The 16,814-nt window shown below is 71.4% G+C and carries 13 protein-coding genes and 1 pseudogene; 6 read left to right on the top strand and 8 right to left on the bottom strand.

The window, feature by feature from the left end; all coding sequences use genetic code 11:
- The first annotated feature begins 169 nt into the window (after nt 1–169).
- On the top strand, nt 170–2,113 hold the full coding sequence (locus ACH4LD_RS03980) for a protease pro-enzyme activation domain-containing protein (protein ID WP_398053526.1): 1,944 nt from the start codon (nt 170–172) through the stop codon (nt 2,111–2,113).
- 72 nt (nt 2,114–2,185) lie between these two features.
- Here ACH4LD_RS03980 and ACH4LD_RS03975 read toward each other — a convergent pair whose 3' ends face one another.
- A complete protein-coding gene (locus ACH4LD_RS03975) occupies nt 2,186–2,389 on the bottom strand; it encodes a DUF397 domain-containing protein (protein ID WP_398053525.1) in 204 nt (67 codons plus the stop codon).
- Nucleotides 2,361–3,190 (bottom strand): annotated as a pseudogene (locus tag ACH4LD_RS03970) (helix-turn-helix domain-containing protein). The gene ACH4LD_RS03975 and the pseudogene ACH4LD_RS03970 overlap by 29 nt, the downstream one beginning before the upstream one ends.
- Before the next feature lie 145 nt (nt 3,191–3,335).
- On the opposite strand from ACH4LD_RS03970, the gene ACH4LD_RS03965 reads away from it, so the two are divergent.
- Both ACH4LD_RS03965 and ACH4LD_RS03960 read left to right on the top strand, forming a co-directional pair.
- Nucleotides 3,336–3,557 carry a hypothetical protein gene (locus ACH4LD_RS03965; protein ID WP_030653361.1) on the top strand — a complete coding sequence of 74 codons (222 nt, stop codon included), beginning with the start codon at nt 3,336–3,338 and terminating at the stop codon, nt 3,555–3,557.
- Between the two features lie 8 nt (nt 3,558–3,565).
- Entirely contained in the window at nt 3,566–3,922 is a 357-nt protein-coding gene (locus ACH4LD_RS03960; protein WP_398053612.1) for an ATP-binding protein, read from the top strand.
- Between the two features lie 353 nt (nt 3,923–4,275).
- Here the strand turns inward: ACH4LD_RS03960 and ACH4LD_RS03955 are convergent, their stop codons facing one another.
- The 5 genes from ACH4LD_RS03955 to ACH4LD_RS03935 all read right to left on the bottom strand — a co-directional run bounded on the left by ACH4LD_RS03955 (nt 4,276) and on the right by ACH4LD_RS03935 (nt 10,398).
- On the bottom strand, nt 4,276–4,806 hold the full coding sequence (locus ACH4LD_RS03955) for an STM3941 family protein (RefSeq protein WP_398053524.1): 531 nt from the start codon (nt 4,804–4,806) through the stop codon (nt 4,276–4,278).
- A gap of 743 nt (nt 4,807–5,549) precedes the next feature.
- On the bottom strand, nt 5,550–6,773 hold the full coding sequence (locus ACH4LD_RS03950) for an MFS transporter (RefSeq protein WP_398053523.1): 1,224 nt from the start codon (nt 6,771–6,773) through the stop codon (nt 5,550–5,552).
- Between the two features lie 96 nt (nt 6,774–6,869).
- On the bottom strand, nt 6,870–7,919 hold the full coding sequence (locus ACH4LD_RS03945; protein WP_398053522.1) for an endonuclease/exonuclease/phosphatase family protein: 1,050 nt from the start codon (nt 7,917–7,919) through the stop codon (nt 6,870–6,872).
- A 186-nt stretch (nt 7,920–8,105) separates the two neighbouring features.
- Nucleotides 8,106–8,735, bottom strand: a complete 630-nt coding sequence (locus ACH4LD_RS03940) for a TetR/AcrR family transcriptional regulator (RefSeq protein ID WP_398053521.1) — start codon at nt 8,733–8,735, stop codon at nt 8,106–8,108.
- A gap of 76 nt (nt 8,736–8,811) precedes the next feature.
- Nucleotides 8,812–10,398: an MFS transporter gene (locus tag ACH4LD_RS03935; protein ID WP_398053520.1), complete on the bottom strand. Its 1,587-nt coding sequence runs from the start codon at nt 10,396–10,398 to the stop codon at nt 8,812–8,814.
- Nucleotides 10,399–10,577: 179 nt separating this feature from the next.
- Here ACH4LD_RS03935 and panB point away from each other — a divergent pair, with 179 nt between their 5' ends.
- The 3 genes from panB to ACH4LD_RS03920 all read left to right on the top strand — a co-directional run bounded on the left by panB (nt 10,578) and on the right by ACH4LD_RS03920 (nt 13,528).
- Entirely contained in the window at nt 10,578–11,459 is an 882-nt protein-coding gene (panB, locus tag ACH4LD_RS03930; RefSeq protein WP_132783750.1) for a 3-methyl-2-oxobutanoate hydroxymethyltransferase, read from the top strand.
- A 225-nt stretch (nt 11,460–11,684) separates the two neighbouring features.
- A complete protein-coding gene (locus ACH4LD_RS03925) occupies nt 11,685–12,710 on the top strand; it encodes an ATP-binding cassette domain-containing protein (RefSeq protein WP_398053519.1) in 1,026 nt (341 codons plus the stop codon).
- Nucleotides 12,707–13,528, top strand: a complete 822-nt coding sequence (locus tag ACH4LD_RS03920; RefSeq protein WP_398053518.1) for an ABC transporter permease — start codon at nt 12,707–12,709, stop codon at nt 13,526–13,528. The genes ACH4LD_RS03925 and ACH4LD_RS03920 overlap by 4 nt, the downstream gene beginning before the upstream one ends.
- A gap of 13 nt (nt 13,529–13,541) precedes the next feature.
- On the opposite strand, the gene ACH4LD_RS03915 is transcribed toward ACH4LD_RS03920, so the two are convergent.
- Complete coding sequence (locus ACH4LD_RS03915) at nt 13,542–16,799, bottom strand: BTAD domain-containing putative transcriptional regulator (protein ID WP_398053517.1); 3,258 nt, start codon at nt 16,797–16,799, stop codon at nt 13,542–13,544.
- Nucleotides 16,800–16,814 lie beyond the last annotated feature (15 nt).

The following is a 16,814-nucleotide window of genomic DNA, read 5'->3' as shown; positions in this document are numbered from 1 at the left end:
GGTTACTTGAGCTTCTCTTGACTTTTACGTTCCCCTTGCATGAACGGTTCATCGCAAGAGTGGCCCCCATCGTGTGATCCACTCGCCGGCCGACACCGCCGCGGGCCGGCGCGCGCCTCCACGACGTGCCAACCACTACATGCATGCGAACCGCATCGCAGGGGGTTCTATGAGATCCAACCGCGCCACCGTGCGCGCCGGTGTGAGCATGGCAGCGACACTGCCCATGATCGCCGGTGCGCTGGCGCTGGGCATACCCGCGGCACACGCCGCGGACAGCCCCGCTCGTGACGTACTGAAGGGCACCAAGCCGCTCTGGGCCACGGCCAAGGCGGACAAGGGCGCGACCTCGGACAAGTCCCAGGTCAAGGCCCGCGTCTACCTGGCCGGCCGGGACGCGGCCGGACTCGCCGCCTACGCCAAGGCGGTGTCCGACCCCAGCTCGCCCCTGTACGGCAAGTACCTCAGCGCCAAGAAGGCGCAGGCCCGCTTCGGGGCCACCAAGGCCCAGGTGGCCGCCGTCACGTCCTGGCTGAAGTCGGCCGGCCTGACGGTCACCGCGGTCACCCCGCACTACGTCGCCGTCTCCGGTGACGTGGCCGCCGCCGAGAAGGCGTTCGGCACCCAGCTGCACAACTACGCCAAGGGCTCCAAGACCTACCGCGCCCCGGCGCGCACGGCCTCCGCCCCGGCCGCCCTCAAGGGCGCGGTCCTCACGGTCACCGGCCTGGACAACGCCCCGCACAAGGCGAACCACGACGACCAGCTTCCGCCGCCGGACGCGGTCTTCAAGAACGCCGGGCCGTTCTCCTCGTACTACGGCTCCAACGTCGCGAGCACGCTCCCGGACGCCTACGGCCAGAAGATCCCGTACGCGATCAAGGGCTACACCGGCAAGCAGCTGCGCGCCGCGTACGGCGCGGGCACGTACACCGGCAAGAACGTCCGCATCGCGATCACCGACGCGTACGCCTCCCCGACGATCGCCTACGACGCCGGCAAGTACGCGCTGAAGAACGGTGACGCGGCCTGGAAGACCGGGCAGCTGCACCAGGTGCTGCCGAAGAACTACACGAAGACCGACGAGTGCGGGGCGGCCGGCTGGTACGGCGAGGAGACCCTGGACGTCGAGGCGGTCCACGCGGTCGCGCCGAACGCCGACGTCACCTACGTGGGCGCGGCCTCCTGCTACGACGACGACCTGCTGGACTCCCTCAGCAAGATCGTCGACAGCCACCTGGCCGACATCGTCTCCAACTCCTGGGGCGACATCGAGGCCAACCAGACGCCGGACCTCGCCGCCGCCTACGACCAGGTCTTCCAGCTGGGCGCGGTCCAGGGCATCGGCTTCTACTTCTCCTCCGGTGACGACGGCGACCAGGTCGCCAACACCGGCGTGAAGCAGGTCGACACCCCGGCCAACTCCGCCTGGGTCACCGCGGTCGGCGGCACCTCGCTGGCCGTCGGCAAGGGCGACAAGTACCAGTGGGAGACCGGCTGGGGCACCGAGAAGGCGTCGCTGTCCCCCGACGGCAAGAGCTGGGTCGGCTTCCCCGGCGCGTTCACCTCGGGCGCGGGCGGCGGCACCAGCAAGACGGTGCCGCAGCCGTACTACCAGAAGGGCGTCGTCCCGAACGCGCTGGCCACGGCCAACAACGCCGCCGGCAACCGCGTCGTCCCGGACATCGCGGCCATCGCCGACCCGAACACCGGCTTCCTGGTCGGCCAGACCCAGACCTTCCCCGACGGCACCGAGCAGTACAGCGAGTACCGCATCGGCGGCACCTCGCTGGCCGCGCCGGTCATCGCGGCGGTCCAGGCCCTGGCCCAGGAGGCCCGCGGCGGCAAGGCCCTCGGCTTCGCCAACCCGGCCATCTACGCCAAGTACGGCAAGAAGGGCGTCTTCCACGACGTCACGGACAACCCGACGGGGTCGGGGCTGGCTGTGGCCCGCGTGGACTTCGCGAACGGGTACGACGCGGCTGACGGTCTTCTGACGTCGGTGCGCAGCCTGGGCAAGGACAGCTCGCTGTCCGCGGTGAAGGGGTACGACGACGTGACGGGGGTCGGTTCGCCGGCCAACGGGTACGTGCAGTCGTTCCGGCAGCGGTAAGGCGCCGGGCTCGCTGTAACGCTGACGGGGCGTGGGGTGTCTGTGCACTTCACGCCCCGTTTGCGTTGCTGGTTACTGGGCCTTGAGGGAGGTGATGAAGGGGGTCCAGGCGGTGGGGGGGAGGAGGAGGACTGGGCCGTGGGGGAGCTTTGAGTCGCGGACGGGGATGACTCCGGGGATGTTGTCGGCCACCTCTACGCAGTTGCCGCCGTCGCCGTTGCTGTAGCTGCTCTTGAACCAGAGAGCGTCACTCAAGTCGATCCGGTTGCTTGCCATTTCGATAATCCTCTGCCGCTGCCTTGATCATGGCGAGGGACGTGTCTGGTGACAGCGCGACGGCCCTGAGCCGATCGTATGCCTTGCGGTACTGCCTCACGAGAGCCGGATCGTCGATGGTGCTGCCGCTGTATGACGCCTCGGTGTAGATCAACGGCGGGGCGTCCGGAAAGTCCATGATCATGATCGAAGCGGCCATGAGCGGATACGCGCCGCTCTTCCGCGTAACGATCTGCGGAGTGATACGGCGCCGCTGCGCCAACTCCGCGATGTGGTCGAGCTGTGCGGTCATCTCGTCTGGAGGCACGATGGCGTCAGTGAACAGCGACTCATGCAGGATGGCCCAGTACTCCGGGACCGAGTGGTCGTCCTGGAAGAGGCGAGCGCGGTCGAGCCGGGCCCGCACTTTCTCCTCGACCCAGTCATCGGAGGCCGACGGGTGAGCCGCCTGCACCAGCGCCCGCGCATACGGAGCGGTCTGAAGCAGTCCGGGCAAGGTGCTGGGAGACCATTCATCAATCGATTCGGCGAACTTCTCCGCCTCTAGTACCTTCTCGAAGTACGCGGCATGCGCACCTCTCTTGGCCTTCCGTCCTCGCAATGGCGCTCGAAGAAGCCGTCGGTGTTCAGCACTCGATCCGCATGCCGAGCCAGGTCGAGCGGCATCCGTCGCTCCCCGTGCTCGATGTCGCTGAGGTAGGTCTTGCCGTAGAAACTGCCCTCAAGGAACGCCTCCAGCGACAGGCCGGCCGCCTCCCGCTTCCACCGCAACTCCTTGCCGTAGAAGGTCGGGACGCTCATCGAGCCGTCAATGTCCTTGCCCCGAGCCACCGCTCACTCTCCTCCGCTGCCCTGGTCGCGAACGCGAAACCTCTTCCACGGTAGCGAGACCGGCGACACCCTGTGAGGAGTTCGTCACAGACCGCACAGAAGGTTGCCGCCCCTCATGCCCGACCGCTCCCCCACCGCCTACGACGTCACCCTCTGCGTCGAGGACCTTCGTGCCGCGCTCGCGCTGCACGGCATCACGCTCCCCTCCCTCCGCGTCGACCTGCCGAGCTTCGCGGGTACGTACGCCCCGCCCGCCGGACTCGTCACGCTCGGGAACTGCAACACGGCCACGGCGCGTGCACTGGCCGCCGTGCTGAGGAAGGCGGCGGCGGAGTGACGACGCCGATGACACCGCTGGAACTGCACCTGCTGGCCACGCCCAAGGCCGCACCGGAACTGCGCCACCACCTCCGCGCGTACGGCTTCGACGTCCGCCTGTGTGCGACGGAGCTGCTGACGAACGTCATCGACCACCTCGGCGAGGGAACACCGGTGACCGTCCGGGTCGGGGGTACGGCGGTGGGGGGCCGTACGCGGATCGAGGTGACCGATCCTGACCCGCGCGCGTTGCCCGTCCTGCTGTCCGCCACGGAGGTCGCGGAGTCGGGGCGGGGGTTGGCTCTCGTGGACGCGCTGGCCGAGCGGTGGGGCGTGGAACAGGGGCCGGACCGGAAGACGGTGTGGTGCGAACTGAGGAACTGAGGCAGGGCCGCGGGGAACTGATGTGGGCGGAGGCTGAGAAGTGGCCGTAGGGCCGCCCGCTTCCCGGCCAGTGTCGGGCTTCCGCGAGGTGAGCGGCCCCAAACAGCGGTGGGCCCAGCGGTAACGGGCCCTGGCGTCGGCTGGGTGCGCGCCGTCGGCGAGGGCACGCGGTCGCGCCTCGCATGGACGCCGGGTGGGCTTGGCGGCGAACGGTGGGTGGATGGCCGGGGTGCGCCAGCACGCCGGGCCGGTTGGGCGGCGAACGGTGGATGGATGTGGGTGCACTCGCGCCTCACCTGCACACCGGGGGTTGGCGGCTTGGCGGCTTACGGATGGTGGGGCGGGGGGCGCGCTCAGTGCTGTTGTACTCGGAGTCCGGGGCAGTGACGCCGCATCGCGTCCAGGACCGCCTCGGGCGGCACCGGCAAGGTGTTCGTGGCCATGTTGGCCGGACCGAAGCCGAGTCGTGCGTTCATGGCCGCGGTCCTCCGGACGAGCTTGGGCGCTCGGGCCAGGTAGGCATCCGGATCGTGCAGCACCAGCTCGATGAACCGCTGCGAGGTGTTGCGTACCCGCTGCTCCCGCATCCGCACGGCGGCTATCTCGTCCCAGCCGAACCGGCCCAGCCTCACATGGTCCACTCCCGCGTCGTCCAGAACCAACTCCGGTCGGTCGCGGAACAGGCGCTGGATGAAGATCACCGAGCAGAACCCGAAGAAGAGGACGGCCAGCGCCCCCGCCACAGTCATCTTCACGGCGCTGTGAGCGACCAGGAAGACAATGCCCAGAGCGACGAAGACCAGCGAGCCGGCCAGCATGGCCCACGAACGCCTTTTGGCGAGCGGGAAGACGGTAGGGGGCAGCGGAGCCGCTCTTTCGGTCACGGGCTCAGACGATAGGACCAGCCCCCTCGCCAACGGAACCCTTCTGCAGGCGACCTGTGCCGTGACCGGGTTGGCTACGGGTGATTGGCGTATTTGGGCCACTCCTGCCGCACAGCCACCCCTCTGACCTGCACCACTGCAGCGCCCCTTGGCACAAATCCGCCAATCACAGCCTCCGGTGGTCAGTGGGAGGCCCGGCCACCCGCGACTCTGCCTCCCAGTCCGGGCGAGCCGCGGCCACGCCCCACCCACCGGCCGCAAGCCGCCAAACCCCCGGCGTGCACGCGCACCCCCACCGCGCACCCCCACCGGCCGCAAGCCGCCAAGCCTTCCCGGCGTGCAGGCGAGGCGCGGTGGCGCACCCCCCATCCACCGTTCGCCGCTCAGCCCACCCGGCGTGCAGGCGAGGCGCGGTGGCGCACCACAGCCATCCACCCACCGTTCGCCGCCAAGCCCACCCGGCGTGCTGGCGAGGCGCGGACGCGTGCCCTCGCCGACGGCGCGCACCCAGTTGCCGTGGGGGCCCGTTACCGGCCGGGGCCACTGCTGTTTCGGGGTGCTCGCCTCGCTTCTTCCCCGGGCTGGAGCGAGGTGTGTCAAGGGTGGCCCGGAGGGCCATCGCCGAAGGCGACGCGCAGCGCCCTTGACTCACCTCGCGGAAGCCCGACACTGACCGGGAAGCGAGCGGCCCGACGGCCGCCTTGGCAGCTCGGGCCGGTGCAGCAAGCCCTACGGGGCCGCCCTCAGCGGTACAGCGCCCCCGAGTCCTCCACCTCCGGAACCCGGGACGCCACCACCCGCCCCACCGACGGAGTCTCCCGGCGGCGGTCCACCGCGTAGGCCACGCTCGCCACTCCCAGGCCCAGGACGGCCAGGGCCGCTCCCGCGAGTGCCGGGGACGTCGTGCCGAAACCGGCCGCCAGAGCGAGGCCGCCGATCCAGGCGCCGCCCGCGTTGGCCAGGTTGAACGCCGCCTGGTTGGCCGAGGAGGCGAGGGAGGGGGCCGCCGACGCCTTCTCCATCACCATCAGCTGGAGCGGCGAGCCGGTGATGAACGCCGCCATGCCCAGCAGGGTCACCGCCAGGGCCGCGCTCCACTCCGCCCGCATCAGCACGGGGAAGAGCACCAGCACCGCGCCGAGGGACGCCAGGCCGCCGAAGAGGGTGCCGCGCAGGGAGTGGTCGGCGAGCCGGCCGCCCAGCAGGTTGCCCGCCGTGGCGCCGACGCCGAAGAGGGCCAGGAGCAGGGTCACGCTGGTGTCGGCGTAGCCCGCCGCGTCCGTCAGCATCGGGGTGACGTAGCTGTAGGCCGCGAAGAGCGCGCCGAAGCCCGCCACCGTCGTACCGAGGGCCAGCCAGACCGGTACCGACTTCAGAGCCGCCAGTTCGCCGCGCAGGCCCGTCGACGTGGCCGCGTGGTTCCGGTCGTGCGGGATGAGCAGGGCCAGGGAGGCGATCGCCGCGATGCCGATCACGCTCACTCCCAGGAAGGTCGCCCGCCAGCCGAGGTGCTGGCCCATCAGCGTGGCGACGGGGACGCCCGCGATGTTGGCGATGGTCAGGCCGAGGAACATCAGGGACACCGAGCGGGCCTTGCGCTCCGGTGGGACCATCGCCGTGGCGACGACCGCGCCGACGCCGAAGAAGGCGCCGTGCGGCAGGCCGCTGAGGAAGCGGGCGGCCAGCAGGGAGCCGTTGCCGGGGGCGAACGCCGACAGGGCGTTGCCCGCCACGAACAGGGCCATGAGGGAGATCAGGACCGTGCGGCGGGACATCCGCGCGGTCAGCGCGGCCAGCAGCGGGGCGCCGATGACGACGCCCAGCGCGTACGCCGAGACCAGGTGGCCGGCGGCGGGGATCGAGATGTGCAGGTCGTCCGCGACGTCGGGCAGGAGGCCCATCATCACGAACTCGGTCGTACCGATGCCGAAGGCGCCCACGGCGAGGGCGAGCAGGGCCAGGGGCATGAGGGACCTTTCAGAGAGCGGAGTGCCGTACAGGTTCGAGTCTCGCAGTATGTTCCTGGACGGAACAAACTCTCTCAGGTCCAGTATTCCGGCAGGTTAAGAGCCTGTGTCGAGCTTCACACGGGCCGCTACGGGCAGGTGATCGCTGTTCGTGCGCGGCAGCGTCCAGCTCTTCTCCGGCTCCACGCCCCTCACCATGATCTGGTCGATGCGGGCCATCGGGAACGACGCCGGCCAGCTGAACCCGAAGCCGCTGCCCGCCGCGCCCTGCGTGGAGCGCATCTGGGCGGTGACGGCGTTGAGCGCGCGGTCGTTCATGGTGCCGTTCAGGTCGCCGAGCAGCACCACCTGCTTCAGGGGCTCGTCGGCGATGGCCTCGCCCAGCGCGTCGGCGCTCCTGTCCCGCTGCCGGGCGGTGAAGCCCGCCTCCATCTTCACCCGCACCGAGGGCAGGTGGGCGACGTAGACCGCGACCGGGCCCTTCGGCGTCGCGACCGTGGCGCGCATGGCCCGCTTCCAGCCGAGCTTGATGTCGACGGCGTGGACGCCGGACATCCGGTACTTGCTCCACAGCCCGACCGTGCCGACGACCGCGTGGTACTTGTACGTCGACGCGAGCGCCTTCTCGTAGACGGGCACGGCGGAGGCGGGCAGTTCCTCCAGGGCCAGGACGTCGGCGCCGGACGCGGCCACGTCGGTGGCGGTCGCGGCCGGGTCGGGGTTGTCGGCGTTGACGTTGTGGGTGGCCACCATGAGGTCGCCGCCCTCGCCCGCCCTGTCGGTCAGCAGCCCCCCGAAGAGGTTCAGCCAGACGATCGCCGGGAGCACGATCGCGATCAGCGCGCTCGCCGACCGGCGGATCAGCGCGAGGACCAGCAGCACCGGGACGGCCAGGCCCAGCCAGGGCAGGAACGTCTCGGTGAGCGAGCCGAGGTTGCCCACCGCGTTGGGGATGTGCGCGTGCAGCAGCATCACCAGGGCGAGCAGCAGGGCGAGTACGGCGAGGACCGCGCCGCGCCGCCAGACGCGCGGATCGTTCCGCCACCCGGTGAACAGGCGGTGCGTGAGGCGTCGGAGCCGGGATCCCGGTCGCTCGGGCCCCGAGCCGTCGTCCACCGTCTCCGTCATGTACGCCTGCTGCGCCATACCGTCTGCCTCACTGCCTGCCGTGCACACCGTTCGCCCCCGTGCTCTTCCGACCCTAGGGGATGATCGGCTCCGTTCCGCCGTCCCATGACGGCCGTACGGAAGACGAGGACGAACGAGCCGGGGTCGCGAGTTCCGGTGACCCCCGGGGCGCGCGGGGTCTGTGACGAAACGCGCACATTAGTGCTACGGCACCGTGGACCTGACGGGGCGTAGGCCGTCCAGGACCGCGTCGACGATCTGCTCCGCCAGTCCCTCGGGCAGATCGGCGTCGGGGCGCATGACGGAGCGGACGAGCATGGGGCCGACGAACATGTCGTTGGCCAGGTCCAGGTCGATGTCCGCGCGGATCTCGCCGTTCTCCTGCGCGCGGCGCAGCAGGTCCAGGGCGAGGTCGCGGCGAGGCGCTATGACACTGGCGTGGTACGCCGCCCAGATCCGCGGGCTGCTCTTCATCTGCGCGTACACGTTGTGCAGGATCGCCGAGGAGCGGCTGACCAGGCCGCGCCGGCGCAGGGACTCCAGCAGGGCGACGAGGTCGTCGCGCAGGGAGGTGCCGGGGAGCTCGGGGTCGGGGGGTTCGGCGGCGCGCACGACGTCGACGAACAGTTCCTCCTTGCCGCTCCAGCGGCGGTAGATGGTGGCCTTGCCGACCCCGGCCGTGCGGGCGACCCGCTCGATGGACAGCTCGGCGAGGGGCACGCCCTCCTCCAGGAGCTTCATCACGCCTTCCAGGATGGCGCGTTCCACCGCTTCGCTGCGGGGCCGGCCCCGCGCGGGTCCGTCCGGGCGCGGCCGGCTCTCGGCAAGGCTCACGACGATCCGTCCTCTCACTGTGCTGCGGGAATTGTCCCGCAGCCGCCTCCTCCCCCCGTGGAACCGTACGCGGACCTCACTCCCCGGCGGTGACCAACTCCGGTTCCGTCTCCTGCCGCTGACCGGCGGGCGGCTTGCCCGGCAGGAACAGGAAGGTCACCACGGCGCCGATCAGCGCGACGCCCGTACCGCACAGGGCGGTGACGTGCATGGCGTGCAGGAACGCGTCGTTGGCGGGGGTGACCAGGGCCTTGCCCTGCGGGCCGAGCTTCTCGGCGACGCCGAGGGTGGCCTCGATGGACTCGCCGGCGGTCTCGCGCAGGCCCGGCGGCAGCAGGCCGAGCTTGTCCTCGATGCCGTTGCGGTACGCGGTGGCGAGCACCGAGCCGAGGACGGCGATGCCGAGGGCGCCGCCGACCTGGCGGAAGGTGTTGCTGAGCGCCGAGGCGGAGCCGGCCTTCTCGCGGGGCAGGGCCTGCATGATGACGACCGAGGTCGGGGTCATGATGTGCGCCATGCCGGTGCCCATGAGGAAGAAGACGACCTCCAGCAGCCAGATCGGCGTGTCGGCCTCGAACGTGGCGAACGCGGCCAGCGTCGCCGCGATCAGCAGCAGACCGCCGGTGGTGGTGGCCTTGTTGCCGAACCGGTCGACCAGCAGCCGGGCGCGGGGCGCGAAGATCAGCTGGGCGGCGGCGAGGGGCAGCATCAGCACGCCGGACTCCAGCGGGGAGTAGCCGCGCACGCTCTGGGTGTAGAAGACACCGAAGAAGGTGACGCCCATCAGCGCGAAGAAGACCAGCGCGATGGCGCTCATGGCGGCCGAGAAGACCTTGTTGCGGAAGTAGGTGACGTCCAGCGACGGGTGGTCGCTGCGCTTCTCGAAGACGACGAAGGCGGTCAGGACGACGAGCCCGGCGGCGATGGTGACGAGCACCTTGGCGTCGGTGAAGTCGGCCAGCTCGCCGCCCTTGATGATGCCGTAGACGAGCAGTACGAGGCCGACGACGGACAGGACCACGCCGATGGGGTCGAGGCGGCCGGGCCGCGGGTCGCGGGAGTCGGGCACCAGCCAGGTCATCAGGACGAGCGCGACGATCACGATGGGCACGTTGATGAGGAAGACCGAGCCCCACCAGAAGTGGTCGAGGAGCGCGCCGCCGGTGATCGGACCGATGGCGATGGCGAGGCCGACACCGCCGGCCCAGATGCCGATGGCCTTGGGCTGTTCCTCGCGCTCGAAGACGTTCATGAGCACGGCGAGGGTGGCGGGCATGACGAAGGCGGCACCGAGGGCCATCAGCGCGCGGTAGGCGATGAGCTGGCCGGGCGAGCCGGACTCGGCGGCGAGCGCGGAGCCGATGCCGAACACGAGGATGCCGCCGAGCAGCACCTTCTTGCGGCCGAGCCGGTCGCCGACGAGTCCGGCGGTGAAGAGCAGGCCGGCGAAGACGAGGGTGTAGGCGTTGATCGCCCACTCGATCTGGCTCTGCGTGGCGCCGAGGCCGGTGGGCGCCGGGGTGGCGATGGTCTTGATGGCGACGTTCAGGATCGAGTTGTCGAGCACCACGATCAGCAGGCTGAGCATGAGCACGCCGAGGATCGCCCAGCGGCGCCGGTGGACCGCTTCCGGTATTCGGGAGGCAGGGACGGGACTTGTCATGTGTTCGAGCCTACGATCATTCCGATACGGAACCGTCTCGTATCTTATTTCTTTACCAAGACCTTACGCGGCTCGGCTCACAGGGGGTACCCCTGGCCCCGAATGGCACGAGGTGCCACCATGGAGTCGGTCCGGGGACGCCGTCAGGGCGCCTCGAGATGACTGAAGGAGCCGTTGCCATGACGCAGCTTTCGGCTGCCCAGAACAAGCCTTCCGACGGCAGCAAGGCGCTGTACGGGGGCCTCTACGGAGGAAAGGGCGGCACCCGCCGCATCACCGTCCGCGACATCGCCCTCGCCAAGGAGCGGGGCGAGAAGTGGCCCATGCTCACCGCCTACGACGCGATGACCGCGTCCGTCTTCGACGAGGCCGGGATCCCGGTCATCCTGGTCGGCGACTCGGCGGGCAACTGCCACCTCGGGTACGACACCACCGTCCCCGTCACCCTCGACGAGATGACCATGCTGTCGGCGGCCGTCGTACGCGGCACCACCCGCTCCCTGATCGTCGGCGACCTGCCCTTCGGCTCCTACCAGGAGGGCCCGGTGCAGGCGCTGCGCTCGGCGACCCGGCTGGTGAAGGAGGCCGGGGTCGGCGCGGTCAAGCTGGAGGGCGGCGAGCGGTCGCACGAGCAGATCCGGCTGCTGGTGGAGTCCGGCATCCCGGTCATGGCCCACATCGGGCTGACTCCGCAGTCCGTCAACGCGATGGGCTACCGCGTGCAGGGGCGTGGCGAGGAGGCGGCGCAGCAGTTGCTGCGCGACGCCAAGGCCGTGCAGGACGCGGGGGCGTTCGCGGTGGTGCTGGAGCTGGTTCCGGCGGAGCTGGCGGCCGAGGTGACGCGGGTGCTGCACATCCCGACCGTCGGCATCGGCGCGGGCCCGGAGACGGACGCGCAGGTCCTGGTGTGGACCGACATGCTGGGGCTGACCTCCGGCCGGGTCCCGAAGTTCGTCAAGAAGTACGCCGACCTGCGTGAGGTCATGGGCAACGCGGTCAAGGCGTTCGCGGAGGACGTCGTCGGCGGGACGTTCCCGCTGGAGGAGCACTCCGTCCACTAGACCATCGCGGCACCACCGGGCAGCCCGCCGATCTTCCCCCGTCGGTGGGCTGCCCTCTTTGCGCCTGAACCGGCGCCGCTCTCGCGGATGTGGTGCTCGCCGTCGTGGTGCCTCAATGGATGGTTGCGGTGATCGTCGGGGATGTGGCGGTGGTGTCGGCCGTCTGTCGGCGGGTGTCGGTCGGCTGTCGGTGGTTTGTCGGTGGGGCCTGGCACTGTCGTCCGCATGACACGCATCGACGACACCCCCGTCGGCGGACGCTCCGCCGTGACCGTACGGGGACTGGTCAAGCACTACGGCGAGACCAAGGCGCTGGACGGCGTCGACCTGGACGTGCGCGAGGGCACCGTGATGGGTGTGCTCGGGCCGAACGGCGCCGGCAAGACCACCCTCGTACGGATCCTGTCCACCCTCATCACCCCCGACGCCGGGCAGGCCACGGTGGCCGGCTACGACGTCGTACGGCAGCCCCGCCAGCTGCGCCGGGTCATCGGCCTCACCGGGCAGTACGCCTCGGTGGACGAGAAGCTGCCCGGCTGGGAGAACCTGTACCTGATCGGCCGGCTGCTGGACCTGCCCCGCAAGGACGCCCGCGCCCGCGCCGACGAGCTGCTGGAGCGGTTCTCGCTGACGGAGGCGGCCAGGCGGCCCGCTGGCACGTACTCCGGCGGTATGCGGCGGCGGCTGGACCTGGCCGCGTCCATGATCGGCCGGCCCGCCGTGCTGTACCTGGACGAGCCGACCACCGGCCTCGACCCGCGCACCCGCAACGAGGTCTGGGACGAGGTGAAGGCGATGGTCGGCGACGGCGTCACCGTGCTGCTCACCACCCAGTACATGGAGGAGGCCGAGCAGCTCGCCACCGAGCTGACCGTGGTGGACCGGGGCAAGGTCATCGCGAACGGCGGGATCGAGGAGCTGAAGGCCCGCGTCGGCGGACGCACGCTGCGGGTGCGGCCGGTGGACCCGCTGGAGCTGGGCCCGCTCGCCACGATGCTCGACGAGCTGGGCATCACCGGGCTCGCCGCGACGACCGTGGACACCGAGACCGGGACCCTGCTGGTGCCGATCCTCAGCGACGAGCAGCTCACCGCCGTGGTCGGCGCGGTCACCGCGCGCGGCATCACGATCTCCTCCATCACCACCGAACTGCCCAGCCTGGACGAGGTGTTCCTGTCGCTCACCGGCCACCGCGCCAGTGCCCCGCAGGACGCCATGCCCGCCGACGACCGTCAGGAGGTCGCCGTATGACCGCCGCCACCTTGTCCCCGGCCGCCCCGAAGACCGACACACCGATCCCGCTGCGGGCCCATCTGCGCCACACCGGCGCGCTGATCCGCCGCAACCTGCTGTGGATCCGACAGGACCCGGAGTCGATGTTCGACGCGATCCTGTTCCCGGTCGTCTTCACGCTGCTGTTCGTGTACGTCTTCGGCGGCTCCATCGGGAAGTCCCTGGGGGGCGGGCAGGAGCAGTACGTCCAGTACGTCATCCCCGGCCTCATGGCCATGATGGGCATGAACATGGCCCAGGGCGTGGGCACCGGCTTCAACCAGGACTTCAACTCCGGTGTCATGGACCGCTTCCGGTCCCTGCCGATCGGGCGCGGCTCCGTGCTCTTCGCGAAGATCGCGGTGGAGCTGATGCGGATGCTGTTCGCGACCGTGGTGCTGATGGTGGTCGCCCTGCTCGTGGGCTACGACATCAACAGCTGGACCGGTCTGCTGGCCTCCGTGGGGCTGTCGGCGGTGTTCGGCTCGGCCCTGATGTGGGTGTTCCTGACCCTCGGCGTCGTGATGAAGAACGCGCAGTCGGTGCAGGCGATGGGTTTCCTGGTGCTGATGCCGCTCCAGTTCGGCTCGTCGATCTTCGCGCCGACCGCCTCGATGCCGGGCTGGCTCCAGGCGTTCACCGACTACAACCCGCTGTCGTCGCTGGCCGACACCGCGCGCGGCCTGATGGAGGGCGGCCCGGTCGCGCACGACCTGTGGGTGACCCTGATCTGGTCGGTCGGCCTGACCGCGGTCATGGCTCCGGTCGCCATCCACAAGTTCCGCACGAAGAGCTGAGGTACCCCGGCGCTCAGACCAGGGCGGTGGCCTCCGCGAGGGAGAGGCCACCGCCCTCGGCGTACGCGGCCTCGTACGACCGCGGGTCGAGCGCCTGCCGTATCCGCGCCTCGGTCACGGCGTGGCACCGCCGCTCCACGTCGGAGGGGACGTGGCCGGGCGGCAGCAGCGCGTCGGCGGCGCCCAGGCAGCGGGCGGCGTCGGCGGCGCGGCTGCCGCCGTCGGCGCGGGCGAGGGCCATCGCCGCGATGGTGAGGCAGATGGAGTTCAGGTGCGGGTTGAGGGCCTCGGACAACGGGTCGGAGGCGAGACGGAGGGCCTTGCGGACCCGGGTGAGGGCTTCCTCCGTGCGCTCGTCCACGGCGTCCACCCATGCCTCCTGGGAGGTGATCAGCGCGTCGAACACGACGAAGCGCGCGATGGTGACCTCCTCGCGCGTCAGCCGGAGCTGTTCGCGGGCCTCCGCGGTGCGGCCGGTCAGGCTGAGCCAGCCGGCGAGGAAGAGCCGCGCGAAGGGCACAGCCTCGTTGGGGGTGCCCGCCTCGCTCATGGCGACGTCACGGAGCATCCGCTCGCCGCGTTCGCTCTCGCCGGCCTGCACGAGCACGCTCCCCAGCCGGGCGCGGAGTACGTCGACCTGGCCGCGGGCACCGAGGCGTTCGGCGTGTTCGATGGCGGCCTGGTAGTCGGCGGCGGCCTCGCTGTAGGCGCCCTTGCGCTCGTTGGCCTCGCCGCGGGCGGACAGGGCCTCGGTGGTGCCCCAGGCGTCGCCGAGCCGGTGGTAGATCTCCAGGGACTCCTCGGCGTCGCGGGTGGCGTCACCGGCCCAGGAGGCGCGGTTGGCCAGGAGGTTGGCGCGCAGGTGGAGGGCGCCGGCCAGCTCCCACTCGTAGCCCGGGGTCTCCCGGCAGGTCCGCACGTTGGCGTCCACGATGGTGCGCACCCGGTCGGTGCCGCCGGTCAGCAGCCCGGCGAAGAACCACAGCATGCCCGGGGGCCGGCAGGTCTGCGGCAGGCCGGGCTCGTAGGCCTGGGCGACGGCGCGGAGCTTCGCCTTCGCCTCGGGGGTCTGCCAGAGGTCCATCTCGGTGTCCATGCACGCCAGATGGGCCAGATGGACCCCGCGCCGGGCCTCGGCGAGGATCTCCCCGGTGTACGGCGGCGGGGCGTCGGTGCAGCGCTGCCACACCGGTTCGGCGCGGCGGACCGGTTCGGTGAACGGGTCGGGGCCGAGCGCCATGACCTCCCGGCACCAGGAGCGGATCTCGATGCGCTGGTCGCGCATCTGCCAGAACCAGAACAGGGACAGGACCAGGCACAGGCCCTCCTGTTCGTCGCGTTCGGCGACGGCGTGCCGGAAGGCGGTGCGCAGGTTCTCGTACTCCAGCTGGAACCGGTCGATGGCGGCACGCTGCTCGCGGCCGCGCAGCAACGGGTCGGTGGTGCGGGCGAGTTCCCGGTAGTGGGTCAGGTGGGCACGCTGGGCCTCCGCGCGGTGGCCGGTCTCGGCGAGGCGTTCGGCGGCGTACTCTGCGACGGTCTCCAGCAGCCGGTAGCGCATGCCGCCGTCGGCCGCGGGGGCGGCCACCACCAGGGACTTGTCGACCAGGGAGCCGAGGGCGTCCAGGGCGGCCGGCCCGCACACCGCCTCGGCGGCGGCCAGGTCGCAGCCGCCGGCGAACACCGACAGCCGGGCGAGGACGTCCCGTTCGGCTTCGTCGAGCAGGTCCCAGGACCAGTCGACCACGGCTCTGAGGGTCTGCTGGCGGGGCAGCACGGTGCGGCTGCCGGAGGTGAGCAGCCGGAAGCGGTCGTCCAGCCGGTCCGCTATCTGACGGGGTGTCAGGATGCGCAGCCGGGCCGCCGCCAGCTCGATCGCGAGGGGCAGTCCGTCCAGGCGGCGGCAGATCTCGGCGCACGCCTCCGGGTCGTCCTCCACCCGGAAGCCGGGGCGGGCCGCCGCGCCCCGGTCGGCGAGCAGCCGCAGCGCGACCGGCTCGGGCAGCGGCTCCACGGGCCGCACCAGCTCCCCCGGCACGCCGAGGGGTTCGCGGCTGGTGGCGAGGACGGTCAGCTCCGGGCAGCGGGCCAGCAGGTGCTCGGCGAGCCGGGCGGCGGCGTCCACCACGTGCTCGCAGTTGTCCAGGATGATCAGCATGCGGCGCCGGGCGCAGTGCTCCACGAGTCGTTCGACGGGGTCGCCGTGCCGGTCGGAGACCGCGCGCATGCCGTCCACGCCGGCGCCGTGCAGCACCGTCTCGCGGGCGCCGATCGCGGTGAGCACGGCCTGCGGTACGGCGTCCGAGGCGTCCACGGGGGCCAGCTCGGCGAGCCACACCCCGTCCCGGACGGTGTGCCGTACCGCCTCGGCGGCCTCCTGGGACAGCCGGGTCTTGCCGGCGCCGCCGGGCCCGAGGAGAGTGACCAGGCGGGCCGTGGCCAGGTCGGCGCCGATGGTCCGGAGGTCGGCTTCCCTGCCGACGAAGGAGGTGAGCCGGGCGGGCAGGTTGCCCGGGCGGGCCTCGGCGGGCCGCTCGGCCGGTTCCTCGCGCAGCAGCTCGGCGTGCAGGGCGCGCAGTTCGGGGCCGGGGTCGGAGCCGAGCCGGTCCGCGAGGAGACGTCGTACGTCCTCGTAGGCGGCGAGCGCCTGGGCGGGGCGGCCGGTGTCGCGCAGGGCGCGCAGGCGCAGCGCCTGGAGCGGCTCGTCCAGCGGGTGGCTGTCGCACAGGGCGGTCAGCTCGGGCAGCGCCCGCTCGGCCTCGCCGAGGGCGAGGGCGGCGGTGTGCCGGGCGCGCAGGGCGTCGAGCCGGCGGGTCTCCCAGCGGGCCGCCTCGGCGGTGCGGTCGGGCAGGTCGGCGAGGGCGGGGCCGCGCCACAGGGCGAGGGCGTCGTCGAGGACGGCGGCGGCCTTGGCCGGGTCGCCGTCTGCGAGGGCGGCGAGGCCGTCGCCGGTCAGCCGGTCGAAGCGGCCGAGGTCGACGTCGTCGGGGGCGGCGGTGAGCCGGTAGCCGCCGTCGGAGGAGACGACCGCGTCGGCACCGAGGGTCCGGCGGAGCCGGCCGACGAGTGCCTGGAGGGCGCCGGTGGCGTCGGCGGGCGGGTCGGCGCCCCACACCTCGTCCACCAGCACACCGGCGGGCACGGTCCGCCCCGTCCTGAGCGCGAGCACGCTCAGCAGGGCACGCAGCCGCGCCCCGCCGACCGGAACGGCCGTACCGTCGGGGCGGATCGCCTGGGTGGTGCCGAGCAGCCGATAGCGCACGGGGTCCATTGTCCCTGGAGGGAT

Origin of the sequence: Streptomyces sp. NPDC017676 (genome assembly GCF_044329325.1) — a bacterium.
GTDB lineage: Bacteria > Actinomycetota > Actinomycetes > Streptomycetales > Streptomycetaceae > Streptomyces.
The sequence above is the reverse complement of the archived record's forward strand: the minus strand, read 5'-3'. Positions and strand labels throughout refer to the sequence as shown.

Excerpts from the sequence above, each read along its gene's own strand:
- ACH4LD_RS03980 (WP_398053526.1), top strand. The coding sequence starts at position 170 with ATGAGATCCAACCGCGCCACCGTGCGCGCCGGTGTGAGCATGGCAGCG.
- ACH4LD_RS03975 (WP_398053525.1), bottom strand. The coding sequence starts at position 2,389 with ATGGCAAGCAACCGGATCGACTTGAGTGACGCTCTCTGGTTCAAGAGC.
- ACH4LD_RS03965 (WP_030653361.1), top strand. The coding sequence starts at position 3,336 with ATGCCCGACCGCTCCCCCACCGCCTACGACGTCACCCTCTGCGTCGAG.
- ACH4LD_RS03960 (WP_398053612.1), top strand. The coding sequence starts at position 3,566 with ATGACACCGCTGGAACTGCACCTGCTGGCCACGCCCAAGGCCGCACCG.
- ACH4LD_RS03950 (WP_398053523.1), bottom strand. The coding sequence starts at position 6,773 with ATGCCCCTGGCCCTGCTCGCCCTCGCCGTGGGCGCCTTCGGCATCGGT.
- ACH4LD_RS03945 (WP_398053522.1), bottom strand. The coding sequence starts at position 7,919 with ATGGCGCAGCAGGCGTACATGACGGAGACGGTGGACGACGGCTCGGGG.
- ACH4LD_RS03935 (WP_398053520.1), bottom strand. The coding sequence starts at position 10,398 with ATGACAAGTCCCGTCCCTGCCTCCCGAATACCGGAAGCGGTCCACCGG.
- panB (WP_132783750.1), top strand. The coding sequence starts at position 10,578 with ATGACGCAGCTTTCGGCTGCCCAGAACAAGCCTTCCGACGGCAGCAAG.
- ACH4LD_RS03925 (WP_398053519.1), top strand. The coding sequence starts at position 11,685 with ATGACACGCATCGACGACACCCCCGTCGGCGGACGCTCCGCCGTGACC.
- ACH4LD_RS03920 (WP_398053518.1), top strand. The coding sequence starts at position 12,707 with ATGACCGCCGCCACCTTGTCCCCGGCCGCCCCGAAGACCGACACACCG.
- ACH4LD_RS03915 (WP_398053517.1), bottom strand. The coding sequence starts at position 16,799 with ATGGACCCCGTGCGCTATCGGCTGCTCGGCACCACCCAGGCGATCCGC.